The organism is Aquimarina sp., from assembly GCF_977115655.1.
Window position 1 is genome coordinate 23,143 of sequence record NZ_CDSBKO010000040.1, and the last position, 26,298, is coordinate 49,440.

Consider the following 26,298-nt stretch of genomic DNA (forward strand, 5'->3'; position numbering starts at 1 on the left):
GTAAAAAAACATAACCATACTTCGGTTTGGTTATGTGCAAATGCTATGCCCGATGCAGGATCAAGTCTGGCACAAGCTTTTTGTCTTGAATACTTAAAAAACAAACTCCATTTTTATACCTACGATTAATATTACTACACAAAATTAAATAGATTCGATACGATTTTTATTTTAAAATAATTCTGTTTTTCTGTTTGTTGTAATAGTACTACTCGTTGTATTTATTATATAGGATAAAAAGCTTGTATGGTTTGTTTTGTGTAAATGCAGGTTGATATGGTAAATCTTAGTTATGCTCATTTCTAATCACTATCTTTGCCGCTTTAAAATTAAAAAGGTGGCAGGTAGAATGGTGAAACTACATGATTTACAATTTGTTCCTTTTATTGTAGAAGATGAAATAGTTGCTGCAATAGACAAAGTGTCTGATAAATTGAATAAAGATTTGGCAGATAAAAAACCTTTGTTTATTGTAGTATTAAATGGTGCGTTTATGTTTGCATCAGAAATATTGAAGCGATTTAACCATGATTGTGAAATTAGCTTTGTAAAACTAGCTTCCTATCAGGGAACAGAAACTACTAATACAGTTAAGGAATTAGTTGGGTTAAAAGAAGAAGTATCAGGAAGATCTGTGGTTATTGTTGAAGATATTGTAGATACAGGTAATACTATAGAAGCATTAGTAGAAATGCTTGCAGAAAAGGGGTGTGCAGAACTTAAAATAGCTACATTGTTTTATAAACCCGAAGCATATACAAAAAAACATAATATAGATTATATAGGGATCAAGATCCCAAATCGATTTATTGTTGGATACGGACTGGATTATAATGGACTGGGTCGTAACCTTACAGAAGTTTATCAATTAAAATCAAACAACATGACAAATTTGGTGCTATTTGGACCACCGGGAGCAGGAAAAGGAACACAAGCAGAAGTTTTAAAACAACAATATGATCTGGTGCATATTTCTACAGGAGATGTGTTTCGATATAATATAAAAAATGCAACCGAGCTAGGAACTCTTGCAAAATCATATATTGATAAAGGACAATTGGTGCCAGATGAGGTTACTATTAATATGCTTAATGCAGAAGTAGATAAAAACCCAAAAGCAAAAGGTTTTATTTTTGATGGATTTCCCAGAACCGAAGCTCAGGCAGATTCTTTAGCCCAATTATTAAAAACAAAAGGGACAGAGGTTAGCGCAATGGTAGCTTTAGAAGTTGAAGATGAGGTTTTGGTACAACGATTATTAGAAAGAGGAAAAACATCGGGTAGACCAGATGATGCAGATGAGAGTATAATCCGTAATCGTATTAAAGTATATTATACAGAAACCGCAATATTAAAGAATTACTACCAAAAACAAGATAAATATTTTGGAATTGATGGAGTAGGTGCTGTAAGTGAGATTACAGACAGATTAAGTAATGTAATAGATAAACTTTAGTTTGTCTGGTAACATTTAATAGTATATAAGAACGCCAAAATATAAAATACAAATAAAGGATTTAATAGAATAGAATTATGACAGAAGGAAATTTTGTAGATTATGTAAAGTTGCATGTTGTTTCGGGTAACGGGGGTAAAGGATCTGCGCACCTGCATCGCGAAAAGTATATTTCCAAAGGAGGCCCTGATGGAGGTGATGGAGGACGAGGAGGTCATATTATCATTAAGGCAAACTCTAATATGTGGACTTTGTACCACTTAAAATTTAAACGTCACTTTAGAGCAGAACATGGGGGACACGGTAGTAAGAGTAGAAGCACAGGAGCAGATGGAGAAGATATTTATGTAGATGTACCTTTGGGTACAGTTATCAGAGATACCGAAACCCAAAATATCATAAAAGAAATTACCGAGGAAGGGCAAGAATTTATAATTGCCGAAGGAGGTATGGGGGGCAGAGGAAATTGGCACTTTAAAAGCCCGACCAACCAAACACCTCGATATGCCCAACCAGGAACCGAAGGGCAAGAGTATGATATTACTTTAGAGTTAAAAATATTGGCAGATGTTGGATTAGTAGGCTTTCCTAATGCAGGAAAATCTACACTACTATCTGTAATTACTTCTGCAAAGCCAAAGATTGCAGATTATGAGTTTACAACCCTTAAACCAAATTTGGGTATTGTAGAGTACAGGGATTTTCAAACCTTCGTAATGGCTGATATACCAGGTATTATTGAAGGAGCGGCAGAAGGAAAAGGAATAGGACATCGTTTTTTAAGACATATTGAGCGTAATTCTACCTTGTTGTTTTTAATTCCGGCAGATGCTCCCGATATCAATAAACAGTATGAAATCCTTTTGGACGAATTACGTAGGTATAATCCGGATTTATTGGATAAAGAAAGACTGGTAGCTATCTCTAAATGTGATATGCTGGATGATGAATTGAAAGAAGAGCTAAAGATAGAGTTGAATCAAAAATTAAATGTTCCTTATATATTTATTTCTTCAGTAGCGCAACAAGGATTGCAAGAGCTAAAAGATAAGCTTTGGCAAATGTTAAATGTTTGAGAGACTCTTTGAATCCCTCATTGAAAGCATAATTTCTTGGGGCTTATCTCAAAAACAAAATATATTTGGTGCCAAGACACGAAATGTGTAATTTAAAAATACAGGGAGGGCTTTAAAAAGCTCTCCCTTTTTTTGTGCAGAAGTAGTTTTGTTACAGGTCTATACTGTAGTTATGGTTATGCCTGACAATAAGTAATACCATTTTAACTTTGAAATAGTGCGTATAGAAATTGAATTTACTTTTTAAGTATTCAAGGCAAAAAGCTTGTGTCAGACTTGATCTGGTATCAAGCACAGCTGTAGTTACGGTTATATTTTTTAACGAAGAATAGAGGAAAAAGAAATAATTTATTAATGCTGTTTCAAAGTTAAAATGGTATAAAGCCAAGCAAAACCTTTTTTTTATCCGGGCAAAAAACAACTAACACTCTTTTATAGCAAACTCAAAGTATGCCTGATATAAGATCATACATTGAGTTTTCAAAAACAACCTTATTCTGTCATATCCGGTCAGTTGTTTTTTTAATTTATAAAAATCTTCATTCGTTTCTCATAAACGTATCCGGATCAATGCCATTCAGGAAAAAAAATATGCCCCAAAAACTAAAAAAGGACCTCTGTTAAATTTCAAATATCAAATAAAGAGTGTCAAATATCCTTAAAAAGAATACGAATATAAGGTAGATCATTTTTTGTTTTGATGAATACTTAGCTTTGAGCATGTTAAAGATTTTAATAAGCAAGTATGAATAAGTTTAAGAATGTTCTCGTTATTGGTTTGATGCTGTTTTTTATAAAGATAAGTGCTCAAAAAATTCCTGATGGACTTTATTTTGTAAGTGGAAATGAAATAAAACAAATTACTATTCTTAATAGAAGAGATGGTAGTATAAAAGCAACATTCGAGACATATAATGGAGTTTCGGAGATAATCTTTTCATCCCTGAAAAATTTGCAGGATAGCTATGAAAGTGTTAATGGTAAAGAAAATTATGTTTTGACAAAAAGGAATAGTTTTCTAACACTTTTGCAATTAGGTGATATGAATTTAATTGTGAAAGAAGATATTTTGGTAAACAACAAAAAAGAACTAAAAGCACTAAGAAAACAACCAAGCCTTATGTCTGAGCTGTCCAAAGAATTAGGGAGTGTTTGGGGAAAGAAAAAAGATAAGGAAGAAGAAAAAAAAGAACCCCTTGAATATTTTGTGAAAGATGCAATTTCAGATTTTCACAAAAAAAATATAGGAAAAATTATCTTTTTCTCTCAGGAACCAATTGTTGGTAAAGAAGATATTTCAACAATTAAAACCGACTTTAAAGTGGGAGATGAAATCTGGGGCGTAGCATACTTTCCAACAGCAATAAAAGAAAGTGATTATTTGGAGCGGCTAAGTAATTATTTTCAGGACAATTTTGGACGAAGTCACTATTGGGTAACTATCGGGATGGATAAGATGGAGAAAGACCTGTTGCCAAAAGAAAATGAAATAGTAAATCAATGTACTGTAAAAACATTAAAGAAAACAGATTTAGAAAAAAACTATGTAGTATTTCAAGTAGTTCCTTCGTCTTTGGGTAGTATGAAGATAGATAAAGATGGAGCTTCCTTTTTATTGGGCAGAATGGGAGAACGTTTGGATCCTTATAAACACAATTTAAGAATATCGCTTACCGATGGAAAAATGGACCAAGAAGACGAGCTTTATTTTGGTGTTATAACCTATGATACAACAGAGGGAACAGAAGATTTAATAAATATGGCTAAAGAAATAGAAGAAGGAGCTTTAAAATCAAAAAGAATACCTACTCCTGTAATGCGTAATGCAAATTTGGAAGCAGAAATGATGCAACAAATTAAGCTATGGGCAAATAATAAAGACTGGCCGGGAGTAAAATTTCATAAAGTTATAATCACATTAGATTGGCAAATCTTAAAAGATGATTATGGAAATATTAAAGGAAACTATGTAGAAGGTGATGTTTTGTATTCTGATAATGAAGGTTGCGGATATAGAAATTTTGGGTTTTTAAAAAACTATTTGGGAAATGGAGAATATAGCGAAAATATCAGGCAATATACTATTGGTTTTAGAGGTGAATTAAGTTGTGATAAAGTGAAATAAATAATAATACCGGGCTATATGTGCAAAGAAAACAACATGGGTTGAAGCCGTAGAGACTGTATTGGGTTAATGAAAAATATTTATAAAAGAAAAAACTATTTATGAAAGAAGAACTAGTAAAAGAAGGGATTCAAAAAGAAGAAAAAGTAGGATATCTTAAATCAAAAGTAAACTTAATGAATGGAACACTTTATCTTACATCCGGCAGACTTGTTCTGGATGCACATAAAAAAGGTGTTGGTGGATTGGGGATTTTAGGTGCTTTACTCAAACAAAAAGTTGAAAAGAAAAGTTTTGGATTCAATCTTGAGATTAAAGACATAAAAAAAGTAACGCAAGGAAAACACGGTGCAACAAAAAATGTCTTAGAAATAACAGATAAGCATAATGAAACATATAGGATCATTGTCAAAAATTATCAGGAATGGGAAAACGAATTGAACCAAAAAATGTAGTGTTCAAAATTTGAAAGACAAAAAATCAAAGATATCAATACTATGTTCCTTACACATTATTAATAAACTACAATTAAAAAGATAGTAATTGTCTGAGATAGCTAAGAAATCTTTTTCAAAATAATTTTGAATGAGATAACTAGTATAAATATCAGAACAGATAAAGTAAAAATCAATAAAACAATAATAACCATGATGAAAAAATACACAATAGTAGCAATAGTAACATTAATTACCCTTGGGGCATGTAAACAAAAAAAGGAGGCAGAGGCTGAAGGTACAGACAATGAAACAGAAGGCTGTTATATGGGAGCTAAACAAGTAGATTGTGAATTTAAAAAAGAATTTGATAAAGCTGAAGCATTAGTCAATGAATTTAAAGTCCATAATTCGTCTGAAAACACATTTAAAGAGGTTGTAACCTTTAATGATTCTATTTTTCAGTTATTAAAGCCTTTAGAAAGTGTTATCAAAAAAGCATCCGAAATGGATGATTCTATGGCAAAACTGTATTTGGAACAAATAGAAAGGACAAAATCAGAAATGCAAATCTTAAAAAGAAAAATAAATGTGATAGATCATTTAGTTCTTAAATCATCTATTAATAATCCTAACAGCAATGGTGAAAAATTTGTCGATTATACGATAGAAAACAATAGTGATGAGGTTTTTAATATGATTACGATGACTACCATTTATTATGATAAAAATGGGGATATATTATATACAGATGACGGTGATGCTATAGGGAATTATAATTTTAAACCTGCCATGAAAGACGATAATTTTCCTGCGTTATATAAGGGAACATCAAAAAGAATGCCTATTTTAGGACCAAGCGAGGATTTACACTCAAAGATTTTTAGCTTAAAACAAGAAGTTACCAACATTACATTTAAATAAATGATCAGGCTCTCTTAATAGAAGATCATAGTAAACTGAAAACGGTAAGAAAAATTGAAATAACAATAGAAAAACCTTGCCAAAAAAATATCAAAAAACGATCTGGATACTATGTTTTCTTCTTTTGGGATGAAGTGCGTTCAAGCTCTTTGACAGGAGTGCAGACATGGTTATTAAGAAAAGTAACAGGATAGGTAGAAGTATTAAATGGAATGGAAAACCAAACCAAATTAAAACTATTTGATTATCAGTTCGGTTTTTGTCATCAACAATAGCAAAAATGTTGGTTTATAGGATTCTTCCAATCTTCATATTATTACCAAAATGGTTGCGGTTTGAAAAAAAATAAAAAGAATAAGGAAACAGGGACAAGCAATTTTTATCACATAAAAATTAACAGATGGTATACGAATTAAAAGCAAAAGACGTAAATACAGCAAAAGAAGAAATCAAAGAGTTTGTTTTTGGTTTAACGACTAAGTTAAATAATGGTTTTGGTAATGAATACATAATTTCTTTAGGAAAAGATACCAAAATAGAGGACGAGTGGACTTATGAGATTAAAATAAGAAAAGGTAATAAAATAGGAACCTCAGTTTCTTTAAATTGGGAAAAGAAAAGTTTTAGTAATCTAAAGATTGAGGTTTCAGAATCTACAAAGATTGGTGTTTTTTTAATATATGGGATAGTCTTTCCTTTTATGTTTGTAGGGGCTTACATGGGGGCTAATCATATAGCGCCATTAGACTTTTTGCCAGGTTATAAATTGGCAGGAGGTTTGGGCGGTCTTATAACAGGTATCTTAGGAATGATTTTGACCTCTTTCCTTAAAACAGTTATACTAAAAAAATATAAAGAAGAAAATGAAAACCTTCAAAAAAGAGTGTTAAGTATAACAGATAACATATTTCAGAAAGTTTAATATGAAAACAATTATTAAAATTGGTATAGGATTTATCGTTTTTTTGATACTAGGAGGTATTATTCTTGGAGCTATAGCAAACGAACAGGATGGGGCAAGACAGCATTTCAGATTGTTCAATACCAGCAAAGACCAAAAATCGGTCACTTTTGAGATGATATATGAAAACGGGACACCAAGTAATGTTTGGGCAATAAATGAAATAATCAACCCTGGAAATACAGTAAATAAAACACTTCTTCCGGGAACTTATTTGGTGAAAATATGGAACCATGAAGATGTGCTTGAAGGCAAATTCAATTTTTCATTTAGCCTGCCTAACCCAGAAGAATCAAACTATAATTATTATAGATTTGATCTGGCTATGGATAAGGATTTTAGGATTTTGGATATGGCAGCAGCTTATAGCGGAAACTCATTGGCAAATACCATGTCTAAAGCAGTGGGAACACATCAAGACAATGTCTTGGTGCTAGAAACCTACAAAGGAAATATGCCTTTTTTAATTCCAGAGAGTTATACCAACCGCACATTTGTAGATGTATATGAAGATATGCCCAATCAAATTAAATATGGAGAATTGATCTATAAATTAGAAGCTGTGGATAACGCAACCAAAAACGAATAGGTGTGTTTGTTACAGGGGGCACTAAAAAGGATATCATTAGGATTTAAGAAATGAAGTGGTTTAAACTTTTTTGATCTTGGTTAAAAAGAATTTTTATAGAGAATTGAAAAAAGTTTAAATCACTTTAATTCTTATTTGTCACTCTCTTATTAAGAGATTATACCATTTTAACTTTGAAATAGTGCGTATAGAAATTGAATTTATTTTTTAAGTATTCAAGGCAAAAAGCTTGTGCCAGAATTGATCTGATATCAAGCATAGCGGTAGTTACAGTTATATTTTTTAACGAAGAATAGATGAAAAAGAAATAATTTATTAGTGCTTTTTCAAAGTTAAAATGGTATTACCTGGGTAAACTCAAAAAATAAATTTACAGGGCAAGATAAAATTTATAAAGAGTCAATTGCCTCGGGACATTCAGCAAAAACTTTTTCTTTTATTTCAAAGAAGCCCTATAAAATTACTCTACAATGTGGATTAAAATTAATATAAACAATAAATTAATTGATTTTCTCCATTTGATATAGTTCTAACATTTTTTTATCTAGTATACTTTTTGGAATACTTTTCAGGATAAAATTACGCATTCTTTTTCCATATTTTAAGTGTGCAATCTTTTCTGTATTTCTGGATTGTGCAACTATAAAATCAACTTTTTTGCGTCTTTTTGCATGAAATTTTGAGAATGCATTCGGAATATCATTTTCTTGAGCAATAAAATTAGATAAATAATAAGCATCTTCAATAGCTTGTGCACCTCCTTGTCCTAGATCAGGAGTAGCACAATGGGCAGCATCACCAATAAGGCATACGGTGTCTTTATACCAATACTTTAATGGTTGAATATCATTTATATCCCCTTTTATTATAGTACACGGATCTGTGTTTAAAATTAGTTTCCCTACTATTGGATCAAAAGATGAAAACATATCTGTAAGATGTTTTTTTACATCTGAAAAAGCGCTTTTACTATTGGGTTTACTGGTAACTACAGCAAACCAATACACCTTTTTGTTTGCAATTCTAGAGATTCCGAAACGTATTTGATTTCCCCACATTTCGATACCCTGGTGTTTAAAACGATCCTCAATTTCTATATTCGCAACACCTCTCCAGCATGTTTGTCCGGAGTATCTAATTGCACTTGTTGGAAATAGTTGCTTTCTTACTTTAGAGTGTATACCATCTGCGCCAATAACGTAGTCGGTTTTGATTTGAGTAGTATCCTCAAATATGATTTGGATTCTGTTATCACTTAAATACTCAAACTTGTCAAATGATTTTCCTAATATAACTTTTTCTTCAGGTATATTTTGTAAAAGAATTTCCTGAAACTTTGCCCGGTGTATAGCAATAGTACTGTACCCAAATGTATCCTTTATAAATTGCTGGCAAGAATCAGATAATGGTTTTAGGTCATGTGTAGTTATAGTAATCCTATTTATAGAATTGCCTTCGTTTTGTATAGATTCCAGAATGCCCAACCACTCTAATACTTGCAAAGCATTTGGGGCAAGCCATATTCCTGCCCCAACTGCATTGATAGAATTTGTTTTTTCGAATATCCGATACTCAATATTAAGCTTTTCTAAAGCTAAGGCTAATGATAACCCTCCTATACCAGCTCCAATAATTGAAATCATAAAATAGTATGTTTTTAAAGTTTATTTTGTACGTAGTAATATGTCAACTTCCAGATACTTCTCTTTAATTAAACCAAGCCCAAAAGCAGCTGCAGCGGCAGAAAATACCGAATAATCCAAAGGTGCTTTAATACCAACCGTAATAGACATTGCTACTCCAAATATAAGAAGTAATGTGCCACTAATTTTGGCAGATAATGAGGTTTTAAAACCAATAATTAAAAGTACAGCAAGAATTACTTCTGCACAAGTAACTATAATACCAATAAAATTTGTGAAATTATCAGGGAACCAGGGATTTAGTGTTTTGGTGTATGCGATAAAATTACCCCAGTTACCCCAGGTAGATTTTTCTGTTGGCCACCAGCCAAGCCTATCTGCAACAGCCGATAAAAAACCAAAAGCAAGACTCAACCTTAAAAAAAGTTTGATATAGATAATCATTGTTTATATTAAATTTGGTTAATCTTGTGACGGTATTGGGGTCATTAGAGTTGCTCTTCCTATTCTGTTCCATGAATTAATACAACAAACAGCCATAATAATATCAGCTACTTTTTTTTCTCCAAAAAAATGAATAGCTCTTTCATAAAGTATATCATTCAACCCTTCTAAAGAAATATTGGTAACAGCCTCGGTTACCTCAAGGATTATCTGTTCTTCTTCAGTAAAAAAAGGGGATTCCTTCCAAAATGGTAAAGCATGAATACGATATTGTTTTTCACCCTGTTGGATAGCATCCTTAATATGCATTTGTACACAATAGGCGCAACCGTTGATTTGAGAAGCTCTTATTTCAATTAATAAAAATTCTGAATCAGATAAAGAGCTTTTTTTGACATCATTGTATAAAGATAGCAACGGTTTGTAAGCATTTGGATTAATTTCATTAATCTTTATTCTTTCTGTTTTCATGTTTTCATGTTTTATTTTTTATTTTTTTAAGATTTATAACAAACCTCGAAAAAAGAAATTATTTAAAAATTAATCTTGATTAAGAAATAAAACTAAAATAACGAATACTAGAAGAAACATTACAAATACTAAGTTGACAGATAAAAAAAACAGGTACTATACTATTTTTATAAAAAAACAGGAAGGAGTAGTTTGATTTTGCGTAATAAATTATAAGGTTTAGTATTTCGTTAATTATTATTTAACTAAATATTACCATAGCAAAACATCTATAAACCGTTTTTGGACATACATAACATTGAAAAATCTTTATGATGAAAATAAAAAATAATATACCAGTTCTTTTTTTATCGGGGCTATTAGTTATAACTGCTTGTAGCGAAGCTAAAAAAGAAGGGATAGAAATAAAGGGAAATGAAAAATTAATTGCAGAAAATATTATACAACCACAAAAAATAGTAAAAAAGACACCCACTATAGTAGAGTTTACTGCCATGGACAAAGGTTTTTCTACACTCGCTTCAGTTATCGATGCAGCAGAGTTTTTCAAGATTTTAAACAACGATAATTCTTACACTATTTTTGCTCCGGTAAATATAGCTTTTGATAAATTACCTGAAGGTAAAGTAGAAAAATTACTGGAACCTGAAAATAAAGAAAAACTACAATCTATATTAAATTATCATATAATAGAAGGTAAAATTACAGAAAAGGATATTGTTGCAACTATAAAAGAAGGCAGGGGCAGTGCACAATTAAAAACGTTGGGAGGATCTAAGCTAACTGTGTCCATGAAAAAAGGGAAGGTTTTTGTTATTGACAAAATGGGTAATGGCGGTACATTGGTCACTACAGATGTAGAGGCATCTAATGGGATTATTCATGCCATTGATGCAGTAATGATACCAGAAAAATAATACGTTTGCAGAATTAGTTTAACAATATGGATGTGAATTAAAGAAAAACAAATGTGTTTAGCGATATTTTCTTATTCCATTTATTATTCGTTTCTCAAATTGTTTGATAGCTATTTTGCGATAATTTTTTTTAGAGCGTAAGGTGACTATGTGATATAAGTTTAATAATTTTAATGCAGAGGTATCTTTATTACCTACTATTTCAATATCTACAAATGAGGTTTTAAACTTGATTGTGTCTTGATTGCTCACCATTTTATTATCTAAAATTAAAGCCAAAGTGTCTTTACTATTTTGATAGTGAAAAATATTTAATTCGCTATTGAAATCAATTTCACTATGTTGTTTATTTAGTTTTTGAATTTCATATAATTGTACCATATTTAATCTTGAAACCAGTTCTCCTTTTGAAAAATTAAAAACATATTCTTTATTTATATCTATATATTTTCTGTTTTCACGAGGCGGCATAGAAGTAGCGATAAATGCAATAGGAGAACATATAATGATTATTTTTGATAGAAATGGACGTAGTCTTATATCTTTTTTGTTTTTTAATAGTAGATAGGAGATAAAAATGCAGGGCAATGCAATGAGATCTGTATAATCAGCGGTTCTGTAAATAGGTAAACCTATTTGGTTGCATATATTAATTAAAGGTTGTGACCAAGTGCTTTTCCAGAAAATAAAGAGAACTCCAATAAGGATATGAATAGTTTTTTTTGTTTAATAAAAAATAAGCTCAGAAAAAAGGGTAAAGCAATAAGCCCGGCAAAATCAGATAATTTTCCAGTAATACTATTGTAAAAGAAGGCTTTTAAAAACCAATCGTTTAGGATAAGCACGCCCAAACTTATAAGAAAAACAGGGTTTCCGATATTTTTGGATGTTATTTTTTCTGATATCATCATTTTTGTGGGATTTTTATGGCGTATAATCTTGTTCCCCTTGTTCTAAATAAATACTATCTGTTTCCAGCTCCTGAGTTTCAGGTATATTGTTAGTGTTTTTTTCTACATCGGGCTCTTCAAAATCTTCATTTTTATCTATTGGTGTAATATATTGGGTATAATCCATAAAACTTTTTAGGTTAGGATCGTATAAAATTGCACTCTTATAGCTGCCCCCATAAAACTCTAAAATAATTCCATTGTTTGGAGCTGGTTTTAAGGTATTACCATTTTGATATATTAAATCATTTTTCTTAAAAACTTTTATAATAGGAGAGCCACCTCCGTATGTGGCAGTATATACGGTATTACATCTTTGGTTGTTGTCTCTGTGAAAAAAGTATAAGGCGTGGCTTCGTGTGTCTTCACCTTCTAATATAATAGCAATGCCTTTTTCTTTTTTGCTAGTAAAATTATCTATAGCAAAAGTACTTTTGGCTCTGTCAGAAATAGAACTAAAACGCCATCTTTTATTTTTGTGCAACTGTTCTTGATAAAAAAAATCTACAATACAACTTTGAAACTTATATGGTATATCATTATAGTCATCTGTAGGAAATACTTCGTAATAATTAAGATTATTAAAAGAAAAATATTCTAATACGTCATTCGAAATATATTTATGGATCATCTCTTCAGCAAAAATATCGTCCCGACCTTCATAATTACTCAACCGGTAGTAATATCCATATCCATCTGCCAACACCCAGTTATTGAGCATTACATCGACCTTAGACCCCAAAGGGAGAATTTTATATTTTTCAAACTCTAATGTTTTTGGATTAATCACATATAATTGAATATTGCTCCTAACCACACATTCTGCTATTTTTGGTTCAATCTCTACTGGGAAAAACAGATGCTTTTTGTTATAAAAATAAAAGGCAATAACCCCTAAAACAGATACTGCGATGAGTAGAATAGTTATAATTTTCTTTTTACTCTTTGATTTAGTGTTTTTTTTGTTTCATGTATTTTTTGCTTTAAGGTTGGGGCAGAAAAAAGTATGGTTATTTAAGGATGTTGTTATACTATTTCAAAGTTAAAACGATATTAATCGTTTAATGTTTACTTATCCTAGTTCTTAAATACCCGAATTATTACCCATTATTTTGCTTGTTTTTTTGTGTATATAAAGCAAACCAAAGTCATAAGGAGTCCATAAACATGCTTTTATACCGCTTTTTTTTAATCCGGTATTTACCCAGGTATTACAAGTATTAAAACAGGTGTAGTACCCTGTTGATTCATAAAAATCATCATTTTTATAATATCCTAAGCCGGGAAGTATTATTTTTTTGTTTTCAGAATCTAATCGGAATGTATTTGCAATATAAAGATTGATTTTTTTTAGCTGTTCCTGATCTATTGTTAAAGCAACCCAGTCTTTGTGTATTGATGGGTATCTGGAGACGTGTAATAGTGTTGGGGTTTTAAGAAACAAAGCTTGAAATCCATTTACAAAAGTGAGGTCTGCCCATGCCGGGGTTTCTACATAAAAATTTTTGTCTCCCCATCCAAAAGAAAAAAATTGATCTTTTGGTGTATATTTTTGATCTTCCAGAATTGATGCGTTCAAGTCATCTTTGCGGATAATTATTTCCAGATGTACACCATTAGAACTTAGATAAATAGTATGGTTTTTTGGGGTAATATCTGTTTTGTTATTTACAGGTACGCAGGTAAAAATCAGGGATATGATTATATAGATAAATGGGATTAGCAGGATGGCTTTGATATATTTTAATATCTTTTTGGTTAATCGCATAACTTTGCTATATAATTAATTAGCCCCCAAAGATATATCTGAAAAATGAATTCACAACATATCTGTGGGGGCTAAAATAGCAAAAAGTAAAATACCTTTTTATTCAATACGTACTCTGGTTCCTTCAGAATGGCTGGAGAACTCGGGGGCATACATGCTTTGTATAGTAGTGATGCCATTAGAGAAATCCCCTTTGTTATTTACTCTTAAGTCATATTCAAAAACAAATACTCCTTTTGGTAAGTAATCAAAGAAAAAATTAGTAGATGCATCTTTAGTGCTCTCATAATACCCTAGGTCGTCTTGCCACTTGTATTGAGAGATAACATTAACAGGTTCTAAACCAGATGCTCGCATATCTTTCATGTGCACAAACTCCATTGCGCGGTCAGATCTAAGCTCTATACGTACTCTAACCAAATCCCCTAATTCTAATTTAGTGTCTTTAGTGATTTCTGTAATTTCTTCCCCGGTGTCGGTGTTCTTTTTCAGAAATAACTTTTTCTTTAAAGATAAAGGAGTTTCTGCGGATGTAATTTTATCCAGATTCTCAAAATATTGCCAGTATAATGCTCCCCAGGCAATGCCTTTTCCTTTTTTAGATATTTTGGCAATTGCCATATTGGGTTGTATTTCATTGCCGTTCCATGAGGTTTTAAAGTACCCCGTTCCTGCTTCTGTTTTTATATCTTTCATTGTACTAGGATCGATTTTTTGATCTCCTAACACAATATCTACCATGTCGGTTACCGATAACCAGTCACTACCTTGTAATAATAGTGCATATACTGCATCAGAAGTAGCTTTGGTAGTCTGCCAACGATTAGTTTGCTTGTTTTTAAGCAGCCATACTTTCAGGTTATCTACAATTGTTGTTCGTTTAGGTTCTGCTTCTATTTCAGAAAAAACTTCGATCATAAGTGATTGAGTTTCTATAGGTGCCTGATACCAAAACCAACTTGCGGTATTTGATTTCCAATACATACCCAACTCTTCACTAGAAATACTCTTCTCATCTAAGGATCTGATTATTTTTGTTGCAGTAGTTCGATCTTCATTTCTATTCATAATTAATGCAAGAAGACCTTGAGAATATAAGCTCTGACTTAACCAATATTTTTTAGATTGCCCCAAATAATAGTTCCAGGCTTCGTTTGTGTTTTTAGGTCTGTTGATATTGCTAAAAAAACTACGCATATATAAGTAATGAATTTGTGTATGGCTTAGATGATTTTTATTAATATCTATCTTGTTTTTTGCACAGTACTTTTTTAATTCATCATATTCTTTTACAAATTCACCATCCAAAAAGCGAATAGCATTTTGCAGCATATTGGTAGTTCCCGGATCAAATTGAGTAACCCCTAATTTTTTTAAATGCCCAAATCCAGTAGCAATATGTTGGGTTATAAATCTATTTTCACGACCACCTTGAAACCAAGAAAACCCTCCGGATCCATATTGCATTTGCTCTAATTTGCGCAAAGCAGATTGTTGCTCACTATTCATTTTATTCAAATCAAACAGCAGGGCAATTCTTTTCTTTTGTTCTGTTTCGCTTTGCGCATCTCTTAGCCAAGGTGTTTCCTGAATTAGAAGGGATTTTAGTTCCTGGTTTTTTTCAAGATTGCTTAATAATGCGTCACTAGATTTCCATTGATTAAAAACTTCTTGTATTCTTGGGTTAGAGTTAGCAATGTAGCTGGCTAATGTATTGGCGTAATATCTGGAGAAGGTTTGCTCTGCACACTCATAAGGGTACTCCATAAGGTACGGTAATGCTTGTACCGCATACCAGGCAGGATTAGAGGTCATCTCCAAGGTAAGCTTGTGATGTTTTAGGGTAGTGGATTTATTATCTTTTAATTTATCTAATGTAAATGTTTTTGTTTGGTCAGAACGAATCCACATTGGTAAGGTTTCGGTAACCAGCATTCTGTTACTTAAAACAGGTAGTACATTTTGTTCTCCATCAGAAAAGTTACCTGCTTTGGCAATGATTTTATATTGAACTGTTTGTACATTATCCGGGATTTCTAATTCCCAGGACACATTTGTATTTCCTTTGGCTTTAACACTAAAATCCAAACGGGCAGTATTATTTTTAAGCTCACCATCTATTGCTTTGTTGGTTAAGGCATCCAATAATTGTAACTCTATAATACCGTTAAGGTTTTCGGTCGATAAATTAGATATTTTAGAACTTAATACAATCTTATCTCCTTCTCTTAAAAACCTTGGTGGATTAGGTAATATCATTAATTCTTTTTGAGTAACCGTTTCCAGAGTTGTAGTTGCAGCATTTAAGTTTTTGGTATGTGCCAGTAATTGCAGTTTCCATTTGGTTAATGCTTCTGGAGCAGTAAAATTAAAACTTATATTGCCCTCGGCATCAGTAGCTAGCTGTGGAAAGAAAAATGCGGTTTCTTGTAGGTTTTTTCTAATTTTAATCCCTTCCAGAGATGGTTTTTTATCCTCGGGCGTATCCTTATTTCCTGTAGCATTTCCTGTACTTGACTCTTTCTTTTCTAAAGAATCACTTTCAACAACGGTCTCTTCTAATTCAGCTTCGTCAGAAACAGACTCCATTGCAGCAGATTTTTCCATCATTGGAGCAGCAACTCCGCTAAGGCTAAGCCTTTTGGTTCGACTACCATAATATTGTTGACCAAAGTACAGCCCAAACCAATTTAATTCGTCATATCCTTGCGTAGCATAATAGTATTTAAAGCTGTCAGGGTTTTGTAGTCTAAACTCTTGTATGCCAAAACTTTGTGATCCCCTTCTTTGGTTTTGTGAATAATAAGAAGGTTGGGTGATAGGAGTAAAATACCATTGGTGAGGCCTAAACTGGTCTAAAGAAGCATCGTACATACTGGCTAGCAGCTCTGCACTAACTTTATCTCCTTTTGGGCCTTTGATGGTAAAACTCCAGGTTTCTTGTTGTCCTGGTAGTAACTTATCTCTAAATGTTTTGGTTTCTATACTAAGTTCTGTAGGCTCATAAGGTACAGAAATTATGGATACTCCGCTTTGATAACCATTATAATTCAGATAGCTGTAATTGATAGAAAAACCTCCTAAATCTTCTTTTGTAACAGGGATTTTAATTGTTTTATTATCATTAGAAAGATGTATAAGCTTCGACTCGATAATATTATGGTTTTTCTCGATATCTACCGTAATTGTAATATCTTTTGATGCAGAACTAAATTTTATGATTGCTTCATCTCCTATGGTGTATGATATTTTATCGGTAGTGATTTCAAATAATTGTTGGTCACTTATTGTTTTATCTTCCTGATTATATAAGGTAAAATACTGTATGTCTTTTACTTCTTGCCCAAATTTGTCTTTGGTATTTAATTCTATGACATATTTACCAGATTTCCACTTTTTGGTATTCTCCAGAGATAGTTTTTGCACCCCTTTTCCATTTTCTTTGGTTGCAGAAGTATTAAAAGGTTTGTCAAAAACCATTTCATCTTTGTCCCAGGTTCTATAATCATGTTCGTTTTTAAAAGCATCATGGGGGAACAATTTTTTAAACTCTTCTTCTTTAAAGCCTTCATAGTCAGGTGATTTCCATGGGCGTATACGCATGGGTTTTTCAGGAGCTTTTAGTTTAAAAATTTTAATGGTTCCTGTAGTTGCAACCGGCTCATTGTTAAGGTTTATAGTATTTACAGAAAAAGTATTGTCTTTACTTGTTTTGTCTATATTATTTTTAATAGTAATGCCAGCGGTCAAAGCATGATATCCTACATTTACAATAGTGGTAGTACTTCGTGTTTCGCCATTGATATCAATTACATCTGCGGTAACTTCATAATTAAATACTGGCAGATTTTCTTTGGATACGCTTAGATCAGGTATTGCTACAAAGCTTATAGAGTATTCTCCTTTTTCATTAGTTTTGGTTTCGCCATGTGTTATTTCCTGAGGTTCTACGGTATATTGCGGATACCAATAACACCAACGAGGGTATTGCACCTTGCGATGTACTCTGTACACTACTTTGGCATCTGTAATAGCACTACCGGCATAGGCAGTTGCAACTCCCGTAAGTTTTATATTATCTTTTAATTTATAAGTTTCTGTTACAGGATTAAATGTGGTCTCAAATTTTGGGCGTTTATATTCTTCAACAGAAAAAGAGGTGACAGTATTATAGTAGTCACTTGTTTCTATGGTATACATCCCTGTTAATCCAGAAGCAGGAAGTATAAATTCACCATGAAAAGATCCATAATCGTTAGTTTTTAAATTCAATGTTTTTACTTCTTGGCCATTTACATCCCTTAAGGTAGCAGAAGCAGAATGATTGGGTAGTACCTTATGGTCTTCATTATTGGTAGACGACATCATAATACCTTTAAAATAAACAGTCTGTCCTGGCCTGTAAATACCACGATCTGTAAATATAAAAGTATTATGCCGGGTGGTAGTATTGTTGTTTGGTTTATACGATTGGTTAAGGTAATATCCATTAAAAACAGCAGTATCTTTTTCATGAAAAACGGTAATGGTTACATCATAATAGTAGGTGTTTACCATTAAATAGGCTTCTCCTTTTTGGTCTGTGATTATGGTTTTGTCTAATTTGTTGCCATACCCTCTGTCATTATCTGTTTTCAGATGTATTTTGGCATTTGCAACAGGCGCTCCATTATTTCGATCCAAGACCTGAAAAAATAACTTATCTGGTGTTTTATTTTCGATTAGTGCCAGATTGGTAATCTGTGTGATCCCATACGAGAACATATTTTTTGTGGAAATATCATTGGTTGTAGTTGCCAAAATAAGATATGTACCTTGCTCTAATTCAGGTAATAATACTTCTGTGGCATGGCTTTGGTAATCCTTTTCGTCACGGATTTCTGCCTCCCAGTTTTTGATTGTTTGCAAGGAGTTTAAAAACCTGACCTGATCTTCGGTTTTATAAAGTTGGTTTAAACTTTTTAATTGTTTATCATTTATTTTTAAAGCTTTAAAGTATAGTTTGTTAAGGTTTTTATAGGTAATCAATAATCTTCCTGCCGTTTGCACGGGGATATATTTTTCGATTTTAATATCTAGTGTGGAGTGAAGTATCTGGCTTTTTAAGGCTTTGCACTTATTTACACCTCTCGAATCTGGAAATTTCTTTATTGTAGCGTCACAGATTTCCATAGCTTCTTTTAATTTCCAACGATGAGTTTTGTTGTCTTCGGGAGTATAGGTAGAGCCTTGTTGTTGATACAAGTTAGCAATTTCATAATCATACAATGCAGAAGCACTTTGATCTGTATAATTCTTCTTTTCAGATTGCAAAGAAGTAAGTAAAATAGCCTCTTTATCTGCAAACACAGCATTAGCATACACAAAATTTATACGCTCTATATTTACTTCAATTAACGCATCAGGAGTCTTGCTTCTGGCATGAAATTTTGTTAGGTTTTGAAATAGCTTTAATGCATTAAACTGTAAAGACAGTGAATCTTTAGAGATGATTTTTAAGGAAGAAAAAACATGGTGATCTTGTAAAAATTTACTGTCATCAATAGTAAAAGCATACGATGGTTTAGTTATACCTGTTTCAGAGGTTTTATAAAATTCTAAAGCATTATGGGTTAAAAAATCATATAATGTTGGTCTGTATTTTTTAGAACCTGAAGCAATGTTTAAAATTTCATCAAATTGTTTGAGATCGGTTTGCTGTGCTAAAACCCCGTTTTGAAGCGATTTTTGGTAATATATATGTACTTCATTAAACAAGGTTTCCAAATCCCAGGTTCTAAAATCTTCTTGATCTACTTTTTCAGAAGTCTGGGTTCTGTCATAAAATTTCCATCGGTTTTGTTGAAAATACTGCCAATAAAGATTAGCAAGGATACTTTCCAGGATGTTTCTTTTTGGAAACGTACTGGATTTTACCTCATTTTTTAGGTCTTTTATGATTAAAAGTTGCGCATTTTCCTCCAGGGTAAGCAAATATTTTGATCTATAAATCAAAGATTTGATTATTTGGTTATTATTGGTGTCTTTTTGAGCTTTGCTGTATATGGACTCTACTACTTCTAAAGCAGATTTTGGTAATCCTTGCTGGTCAAAAGCTTCTGCTTTTTTCCAATCACTTTGGTAATCATTTTGGCCATTCATAACATATAAGTTTGATATGCAGATTATAATAAGAAGGAAATGCTTTTTCATCATAATGTATATTAAGTTGTTACATAAATATAAACAAGGGTTGTACCATTTTATTGGGTAATACCTTATTAATTTGTATACGACATTATAAAACTACGTATTTTGAAACAAGCTAAGCTAATTTCATTGCTGTAAATTTTATTATATTAAAGAACAAAGAAATAATTAAATGAAGTAGGGAAAAAGGTTAAATGAGGGAAATGCCTTTTCTGTTTAGTAAAAAAGATGGTTTATAAGGTTTTTGAAGAAACAGGGACAGAGTGTTTTGAGTGTATGGACTGTTCTTAAAGCTTTTTTTGTTTTATTAGCTCATTGTTAATTGTATCTTTACTTTTGGATTTAAGAATTAATTATGCGAGTACATTTTATAGCAATAGGAGGTAGTGCAATGCATAACCTTGCAATAGCATTACACCAAAAAGGATATCAAATTACAGGAAGTGACGATACTATTTTTGAACCTTCAAAATCAAGATTAGAACGATATGGTTTGTTGCCAGAGCAATATGGCTGGTTTCCTGAAAAAATCACATCCAATCTTGATGCTATTATTTTAGGAATGCATGCCAAAGAAGATAATACAGAGCTTGTGGAAGCCCAAAAGTTAGGGTTGAAAATCTATTCGTACCCAGAATTTTTATATGAGCAATCTAAAAATAAAACTCGTGTAGTTATAGGAGGATCACATGGTAAAACTACAATAACCTCTATGGTTTTGCATGTTTTACATTATCATGATAAAAAAGTAGACTATATGGTAGGAGCCCAATTAGAAGGGTTTGATACGATGGTACATCTAACAGAGGAGAATGATTTTATAGTTTTAGAAGGGGATGAATATTTGTCGTCACCAATAGATCGAAGACCAAAATTTCACTTGTACCGACCTAATATAGCCTTGATTAGCGGTATTGCTTGGGATCATATCAATGTTTTCACTACATTCGATAACTATATAGACCAATTCAGGGTTTTTATCGATTCTATAGTTAATGGAGGAGCATTGGTGTATAATGAAGAGGATGCTGAGGTTAAAAAACTGGCAGATCTGGCAGAAAATCCTATGCGAAAATTTCCATACAGTACCCCGCAATATAGAGTAGAAAATGGAGAAACTTTATTGGATACTCCCGAAGGGGAAATGCCAATAGAAGTATTTGGGGCTCATAATTTGAACAATCTTGCCGGTGCCAAGTGGATTTGCCAGAACATAGGTGTTGATGAAGATGATTTTTATGAAGCAATTGCTTCTTTTAAAGGAGCATCCAAACGACTGGAAAAAATAGCAGAAAATAATAGTGCTGTAGTATACAAAGATTTTGCTCACAGCCCTTCCAAAGTAAGTGCGACTACAAAAGCAGTCAAAGAACAGTATCCAAACAGAACCGTTATAGCCTGTTTAGAGTTACATACCTATAGTAGTTTAAATGCCGAGTTTTTAAAAGAGTACAAAGGCGCATTGGATGCAGCAGATCAAGCTGTGGTGTTTTATTCGCCCCATGCAGTAAAAATTAAACAACTTAAAGAAGTTTCGGCAGATCAAATAGCCAAAGCTTTTGACAGGGAAGATCTTATTATTTACACCAATCCTGAAAATTTTAAAGAATATTTAAAGAAAAAAGATTTTTCTAACTCTGTATTGTTGCTTATGAGTAGTGGTAATTATGGAGGTTTGGATTTTGACGAGGTAAAATCTATGATCAATCCCTCATTGAGGGTTTGATTTTCCAAAATTTGCCACAAGGTTGTTGTATCTGGGTTATACGTTAAACTGTTGTAAATGATGGTCAAGGTGTTTGTATTGCATTTTGCCCCATTGTTCGTAAGTAAATTTGCCAAATACAGGATGGGGATCCCATTCTTTTTGGTCTCTTTGATTAGAAAACTCAGTTATAAGCTCTAAAAGAGATTCTTTTTCGGTATTAAAATCCTTGGGGTTTTCAACTTTTAATTTTGGATGCGTAGGCAAATTTTTTCTCCAGGGTTTATCGTTATACATTGCCTTCTTGAAGAATAATTTAGCAAAAAAATTAGGCTTAAGTTCAGGGTCTTCCTTTTTTAAAACAATTTTTAACGGAAATTGACAATGATGAAACATTTGTGATACCTCCATTTTTCCCCACACAGGTATGCTGGTGTCTGACAATTTGTGGATTCTGCTTTCTATTTCATCGTGTACAATTTTATCAAACAGGGATTTCATAATAATGTATAGTTTTAATTTATTATTAGGTGAAAATAGCATTTTGTATTAAAAAATTAAAGGCTAATCGAAACCCGATTAGCCTTTAATAATATATATGTGTATTTTTTTTAACTTACTTCATCAAAGAAAAGACTTAAAAACCCATCTAAATCATCGTTGGTTGCGATATCCTTTGGGGTACCTAAATTGATCATTAATGGTTGGTCTTTAATAGTTCCTTTTAAAAAATATTGAAATGTAGTTCCCATTTTAAATTTATACCCTTTTAGTTGTGCGCCAAAAGAGGTAAAAGTGACTTCTTTTTTAGTAGTATTGCTTTCTGCAAATGCAGTTATAGTTGCATCAAAAACAGCAGTAAGCATATCATTGGTATAATAATCCCATTTTATGGATGTTCCGTTACAAGCTTGCAATTCATATTCAGACTGAGCCTGGCATCCGCTAGGGACTTGTATGTTATTTCCTACTAAATTAAGAAACGAAATCTTATTATCCTGCCCATAAAAACTCAGTGTCGCAAGAAGTAAAACGAAAGTAAAAATATTCTTCATAAATAGGTTAATTTGAAGTTGTTAAAATGTTCATTTTTCAATTAAGGGTGTCCAAATATAGTAAAACTTTCATTTTCAAACAAATATATCGAATAAAATAATGTAATTTTAATACTGAAACAGCAAAGTTATTTGTGCAATAATAGTATAATAAGATGTTGTAATTGAGATAAATAGTTTATACTTGAGGGCAGAAATATTAATATAAAATTTATTTGTAAATTGATTAAATGAGTGAATTAAACCCATTATTTTCTATCAAGAAATGGAATGAAAATGATCGTCCAAGAGAGAAATTAATCGCTAAAGGGAAGAATACATTAACCGATGCAGAGCTAATAGCAATACTAATAGGATCTGGTAATAGACAAGAAAGTGCTGTGGCGCTAAGCAAACGAATTTTGGCAAGTGTAGATCATAAAATCAATTCTCTTGGTAAACTATCTGTAAAACAGCTAACAAGCTTTAAAGGTATTGGCCAGGCCAAGGCTATAACTATTGTAGCAGGTTTAGAGCTAGGTCGCAGAAGACTGGATGAAGAGGTGCCTGTAGATCCCAAAATAGCATGTAGTAAAGATGTATTTAATATTTTACGACCTATTATAGGGGATCTTGAACATGAAGAATTTTGGGTGTTGTTTTTGAATAATGCAAACAAAGTGGTTCAAAAAAAACAAATAAGTATAGGAGGAAAAACAAGTACACTGGTAGATGCCAGAATTGTTTTTAGATCAGCTTTAGAATATGGTGCTACCGGTATAATAATAGGACATAACCATCCTAGTGGAGTATTGCACCCAAGCCAATCAGATATAAAACTAACAAATAAATTAAAAGAAGCAGGTCAAACCTTGGATATACATCTGTTGGATCATTTGGTTATTACAGAAAAAAACTATTTTAGCTTTGCAGACGAATCTTTATTATAATTATAAGGATTATAACCAGAATTAAATTATGCTATTGATTCATGTACAAAAAATTACTCCCAGAGTATCGTACACATTTAAACAAGTATGTAAACGTATTTTAGGATTGGATATTAATTTAACTTCCAAAATAGAAGCTTTTATTGCACATGACGGGCCAAAATTTTCTTATGGAAAGCATCCTTTAGGAAAAGAACTTTATTTTCAAAGTGCAGAATTGCTTTTTGATTATGGATTAAATGATGTAGATGTTCAAGTAAGTAACTGGGAGGATACAAAATGTTTTTTTGAAGTAAAAAACAATCACTCTGCATTACCTTTCGATATTTTTGCTGCTACTTTTTATTTGTTAACAAGATACGAAGAGTACCTGCCCCATGTAAAAGATACTTTGGGTCGCTTTCCTGCTACAGAGAGTATTGCTTTCATACATAACTTTTTGAAAGATCCGGTAGTGGATATATGGGCGTATAAATTAAAAAAAGTCCTTTTAATTAAATATCCGAATTTACAGTTTCAAAAAAAAGAATTTGATATAATACCTGTTATCTCTGTAGGGCAAACATTTGCTTATAAAAATAAAGGGGTTTTAAGATCTATAGGAGGAGGGCTCAGAGATCTATGGAAATTGCAATTAGACAAACTTGCAGATAGGATCAAGGTAGTTATTGGAGTTAAAAAAGATCCTTATAATGTATTTGATTTTATAATTGAACTGCAAAAAAAAAGAAAAAGAAAATCCCATGTCCTGTTTGGGCTTGGAGATTATTCAACTTATGAAAAAAATATTGGGTATAACCATCCTAAACACCATACTATTATTAAGCATATTGCTGATTATATAGAAGCAGGCTTAAAAGTATCCTATGATGCAATATCTGATATTTCAATATTAAAAAAAGAAAAATTAAGAATAGAAAATATCCTTAATAGAAAACTTCAATATGTAATGTGCACTTTTTTTAAGATAAAACTACCAGAAGCATATCGCAATTTTATAGAATTAGAAATCCAAGAAGACTACTCTATGGGATACTCTGGTCATTCAGGTTTTCGTGCAGGGACTTGTTCTCCTTTTATGTTTTATGATTTAGATTATGAAGTACAGACTCCCTTGATCGTTAATTCATTTTGTATTTGTAATCAAGGTTATAACGAAGATGTTAACGAACATTTGACAAGAGAAGAAATTGTTTCTTATATCAATAAAGTAAAAAATGTAAACGGAATGTTTATTCCTGTTTTTAGTAATATAGTGCTTAGTGATTTGCATAATCAGCACTTTTGGAAATCAATTTTAGAATTTATTTGGACTGTCGAAAATGAATAATACAATAAAACATATTTTTTTTGATCTGGATCATACTCTTTGGGATTTTGATAAAAACTCCTCATTAGCATTTCAGATGATTTTTAAGAAATTTGATATTAATATTGATATTAATGATTTTTTAAAAATTTACCAACCCATCAATATGCATTATTGGAAGTTGTACAGGGAAGAAAAAGTAAGTAAATTAGAACTTAGAAGGGGACGTCTTATAGAAACTTTTTTTAATTTGAATAAAAAAATATCTGTAGAAACCATAGATACAATATCCAAGGATTATATTGATTTTTTGCCTCTTAACAACCATCTCATAGAAGGAACTAAAGATTTGTTAGAGTATCTTAACCCTAAGTATAATTTGCATATTATTACAAATGGTTTTAACGAAGTGCAACACAAAAAACTGTTTAATTCTGGAATACAACATTATTTTGATACAGTAACCGATAGCGAGGAAGCCGGAGTAAAAAAACCAAATCCTGGTATTTTTGATAAAGCAATACAAAAATCGGGAGCACAACTAAGTCGTAGTTTAATGATAGGGGACAATTATGAAGCCGATATAGTCGGGGCAGAGGCAGCGGGGCTAAAAACTATTTGTTTTAATTATCATAAAGAAGTACTGCCTTCTAATACTATTCAAGTTTCAGAATTAAAACAGATTAAACAGTATCTTTAAGAATAAATAGTTATATTTTAATCCACATTGTGGAGTTTAATTCTCCGAGGTTATTGATTAAAAAAAATAACCTTAACTGGTTTGAGTTCCATTACACAATAGCTAAAAATTAATTTCTTGCCCATTAGTTAGGGTCTGCTGAAAAACTAAGATGTAAAATGTATCTATAGTTTTTACTCAAAAGCATCTAGTTTTAGTGTTTTTTATTCCTAAAGATGATATTTAGAGCCATTTATTACACTTTTTTAGTCATTTTCTTTTTTGTTAAAAATAAAGATGCAAGTAAAATTAAGACATTGTACTGAAAAACCTTGCACCTTATAGATTGAGTACGACTCAAAACATCAATAAAATCAGGTGATAACATGTTTATCAGCAAGCCCTAGTTAGTGCAATGTTAAACCTGTTGGATAATACCCAAAACCATTTTATAATACGATACCGGTTATCTTATACCATTTTAAATTTGAAATAGTGCGTATAGAAATTGAATTTATTTTTTAAATATTCAAGGTGAAAAACTTGTGCCAGACTTGATCTGGTATCAAGCATAGCTGTAGTTACGGTTATGTTTTTAACGTAGAAATTCGATTTTTTACTAGAAAGATTAATGCTGTTTTATGTTGATTTAGCTATAGTATAAACATTGATTA

General features: G+C 31.8%; 22 protein-coding genes. 12 read left to right on the forward strand and 10 right to left on the reverse strand.

Features of this window, described 5'->3' with window-relative positions:
• Positions 1–349: 349 nt before the first annotated feature.
• The 7 genes from ACZIYX_RS15965 to ACZIYX_RS15995 all read left to right on the forward strand — a co-directional run bounded on the left by ACZIYX_RS15965 (position 350) and on the right by ACZIYX_RS15995 (position 7,565).
• Positions 350–1,456: an adenylate kinase gene (locus ACZIYX_RS15965; RefSeq protein WP_462683251.1), complete on the forward strand. Its 1,107-nt coding sequence runs from the start codon at positions 350–352 to the stop codon at positions 1,454–1,456.
• A 77-nt stretch (positions 1,457–1,533) separates the two neighbouring features.
• Positions 1,534–2,532, forward strand: coding sequence for a GTPase ObgE (obgE, locus tag ACZIYX_RS15970; protein ID WP_462683252.1), 999 nt, complete (start codon positions 1,534–1,536; stop codon positions 2,530–2,532).
• A 745-nt stretch (positions 2,533–3,277) separates the two neighbouring features.
• A complete protein-coding gene (locus ACZIYX_RS15975; RefSeq protein ID WP_462683253.1) occupies positions 3,278–4,657 on the forward strand; it encodes a hypothetical protein in 1,380 nt (459 codons plus the stop codon).
• A gap of 101 nt (positions 4,658–4,758) precedes the next feature.
• Complete coding sequence (locus ACZIYX_RS15980) at positions 4,759–5,112, forward strand: hypothetical protein (protein WP_462683254.1); 354 nt, start codon at positions 4,759–4,761, stop codon at positions 5,110–5,112.
• A gap of 192 nt (positions 5,113–5,304) precedes the next feature.
• Complete coding sequence (locus ACZIYX_RS15985; RefSeq protein ID WP_462683255.1) at positions 5,305–6,015, forward strand: hypothetical protein; 711 nt, start codon at positions 5,305–5,307, stop codon at positions 6,013–6,015.
• A gap of 400 nt (positions 6,016–6,415) precedes the next feature.
• Positions 6,416–6,937 carry a hypothetical protein gene (locus ACZIYX_RS15990; RefSeq protein ID WP_462683256.1) on the forward strand — a complete coding sequence of 174 codons (522 nt, stop codon included), beginning with the start codon at positions 6,416–6,418 and terminating at the stop codon, positions 6,935–6,937.
• A 1-nt stretch (position 6,938) separates the two neighbouring features.
• Positions 6,939–7,565 (forward strand): hypothetical protein, encoded by a 627-nt coding sequence (locus tag ACZIYX_RS15995; protein ID WP_462683257.1) that lies wholly within the window; start codon positions 6,939–6,941, stop codon positions 7,563–7,565.
• Positions 7,566–8,065: 500 nt separating this feature from the next.
• Here ACZIYX_RS15995 and ACZIYX_RS16000 read toward each other — a convergent pair whose 3' ends face one another.
• From ACZIYX_RS16000 to ACZIYX_RS16010, 3 genes are read right to left on the reverse strand one after another with little or no spacing between them, the layout of a single operon-like run.
• Positions 8,066–9,208, reverse strand: a complete 1,143-nt coding sequence (locus ACZIYX_RS16000) for an FAD-dependent monooxygenase (protein WP_462683258.1) — start codon at positions 9,206–9,208, stop codon at positions 8,066–8,068.
• 21 nt (positions 9,209–9,229) lie between these two features.
• Positions 9,230–9,652: a DoxX family protein gene (locus ACZIYX_RS16005; RefSeq protein WP_462683259.1), complete on the reverse strand. Its 423-nt coding sequence runs from the start codon at positions 9,650–9,652 to the stop codon at positions 9,230–9,232.
• Positions 9,653–9,670: 18 nt separating this feature from the next.
• A complete protein-coding gene (locus ACZIYX_RS16010; protein WP_462683260.1) occupies positions 9,671–10,123 on the reverse strand; it encodes a carboxymuconolactone decarboxylase family protein in 453 nt (150 codons plus the stop codon).
• 311 nt (positions 10,124–10,434) lie between these two features.
• Here ACZIYX_RS16010 and ACZIYX_RS16015 point away from each other — a divergent pair, with 311 nt between their 5' ends.
• Complete coding sequence (locus ACZIYX_RS16015; RefSeq protein ID WP_462683261.1) at positions 10,435–11,040, forward strand: fasciclin domain-containing protein; 606 nt, start codon at positions 10,435–10,437, stop codon at positions 11,038–11,040.
• 57 nt (positions 11,041–11,097) lie between these two features.
• On the opposite strand, the gene ACZIYX_RS16020 is transcribed toward ACZIYX_RS16015, so the two are convergent.
• The 5 genes from ACZIYX_RS16020 to ACZIYX_RS16040 form a co-directional block, all read right to left on the reverse strand.
• Positions 11,098–11,511 (reverse strand): hypothetical protein, encoded by a 414-nt coding sequence (locus ACZIYX_RS16020; protein ID WP_462683262.1) that lies wholly within the window; start codon positions 11,509–11,511, stop codon positions 11,098–11,100.
• 182 nt (positions 11,512–11,693) lie between these two features.
• A complete protein-coding gene (locus ACZIYX_RS16025; RefSeq protein ID WP_462683263.1) occupies positions 11,694–11,951 on the reverse strand; it encodes a hypothetical protein in 258 nt (85 codons plus the stop codon).
• A gap of 13 nt (positions 11,952–11,964) precedes the next feature.
• A complete protein-coding gene (locus tag ACZIYX_RS16030; protein ID WP_462683264.1) occupies positions 11,965–12,807 on the reverse strand; it encodes a hypothetical protein in 843 nt (280 codons plus the stop codon).
• 267 nt (positions 12,808–13,074) lie between these two features.
• Positions 13,075–13,758, reverse strand: coding sequence for a TIGR02117 family protein (locus ACZIYX_RS16035; protein ID WP_462683265.1), 684 nt, complete (start codon positions 13,756–13,758; stop codon positions 13,075–13,077).
• A gap of 99 nt (positions 13,759–13,857) precedes the next feature.
• Complete coding sequence (locus ACZIYX_RS16040) at positions 13,858–19,953, reverse strand: alpha-2-macroglobulin family protein (RefSeq protein WP_462683266.1); 6,096 nt, start codon at positions 19,951–19,953, stop codon at positions 13,858–13,860.
• Positions 19,954–20,302: 349 nt separating this feature from the next.
• Here ACZIYX_RS16040 and ACZIYX_RS16045 point away from each other — a divergent pair, with 349 nt between their 5' ends.
• Entirely contained in the window at positions 20,303–21,673 is a 1,371-nt protein-coding gene (locus ACZIYX_RS16045; RefSeq protein WP_462683267.1) for a UDP-N-acetylmuramate--L-alanine ligase, read from the forward strand.
• 36 nt (positions 21,674–21,709) lie between these two features.
• Here ACZIYX_RS16045 and ACZIYX_RS16050 read toward each other — a convergent pair whose 3' ends face one another.
• Together ACZIYX_RS16050 and ACZIYX_RS16055 are read right to left on the reverse strand one after the other, a co-directional pair.
• Positions 21,710–22,153 carry a DUF1569 domain-containing protein gene (locus tag ACZIYX_RS16050; protein WP_462683268.1) on the reverse strand — a complete coding sequence of 148 codons (444 nt, stop codon included), beginning with the start codon at positions 22,151–22,153 and terminating at the stop codon, positions 21,710–21,712.
• A gap of 110 nt (positions 22,154–22,263) precedes the next feature.
• Positions 22,264–22,707, reverse strand: coding sequence for a hypothetical protein (locus ACZIYX_RS16055; protein WP_462683269.1), 444 nt, complete (start codon positions 22,705–22,707; stop codon positions 22,264–22,266).
• A gap of 230 nt (positions 22,708–22,937) precedes the next feature.
• Between ACZIYX_RS16055 and radC the strand changes: the two genes are divergently transcribed.
• Genes radC through ACZIYX_RS16070 form a run of 3 tightly spaced genes read left to right on the forward strand, consistent with a single transcriptional unit; the run spans position 22,938 to position 25,645 of the window.
• The gene (radC, locus tag ACZIYX_RS16060) at positions 22,938–23,636 is read left to right on the forward strand and encodes a RadC family protein (protein ID WP_462683270.1); all 699 of its coding nucleotides are present in this window, start codon (positions 22,938–22,940) and stop codon (positions 23,634–23,636) included.
• Between the two features lie 28 nt (positions 23,637–23,664).
• Positions 23,665–24,966, forward strand: coding sequence for a polysaccharide deacetylase family protein (locus ACZIYX_RS16065; RefSeq protein ID WP_462683271.1), 1,302 nt, complete (start codon positions 23,665–23,667; stop codon positions 24,964–24,966).
• Positions 24,959–25,645, forward strand: a complete 687-nt coding sequence (locus ACZIYX_RS16070) for a YjjG family noncanonical pyrimidine nucleotidase (protein ID WP_462683272.1) — start codon at positions 24,959–24,961, stop codon at positions 25,643–25,645. The genes ACZIYX_RS16065 and ACZIYX_RS16070 overlap by 8 nt, the downstream gene beginning before the upstream one ends.
• Positions 25,646–26,298: the final 653 nt, after the last annotated feature.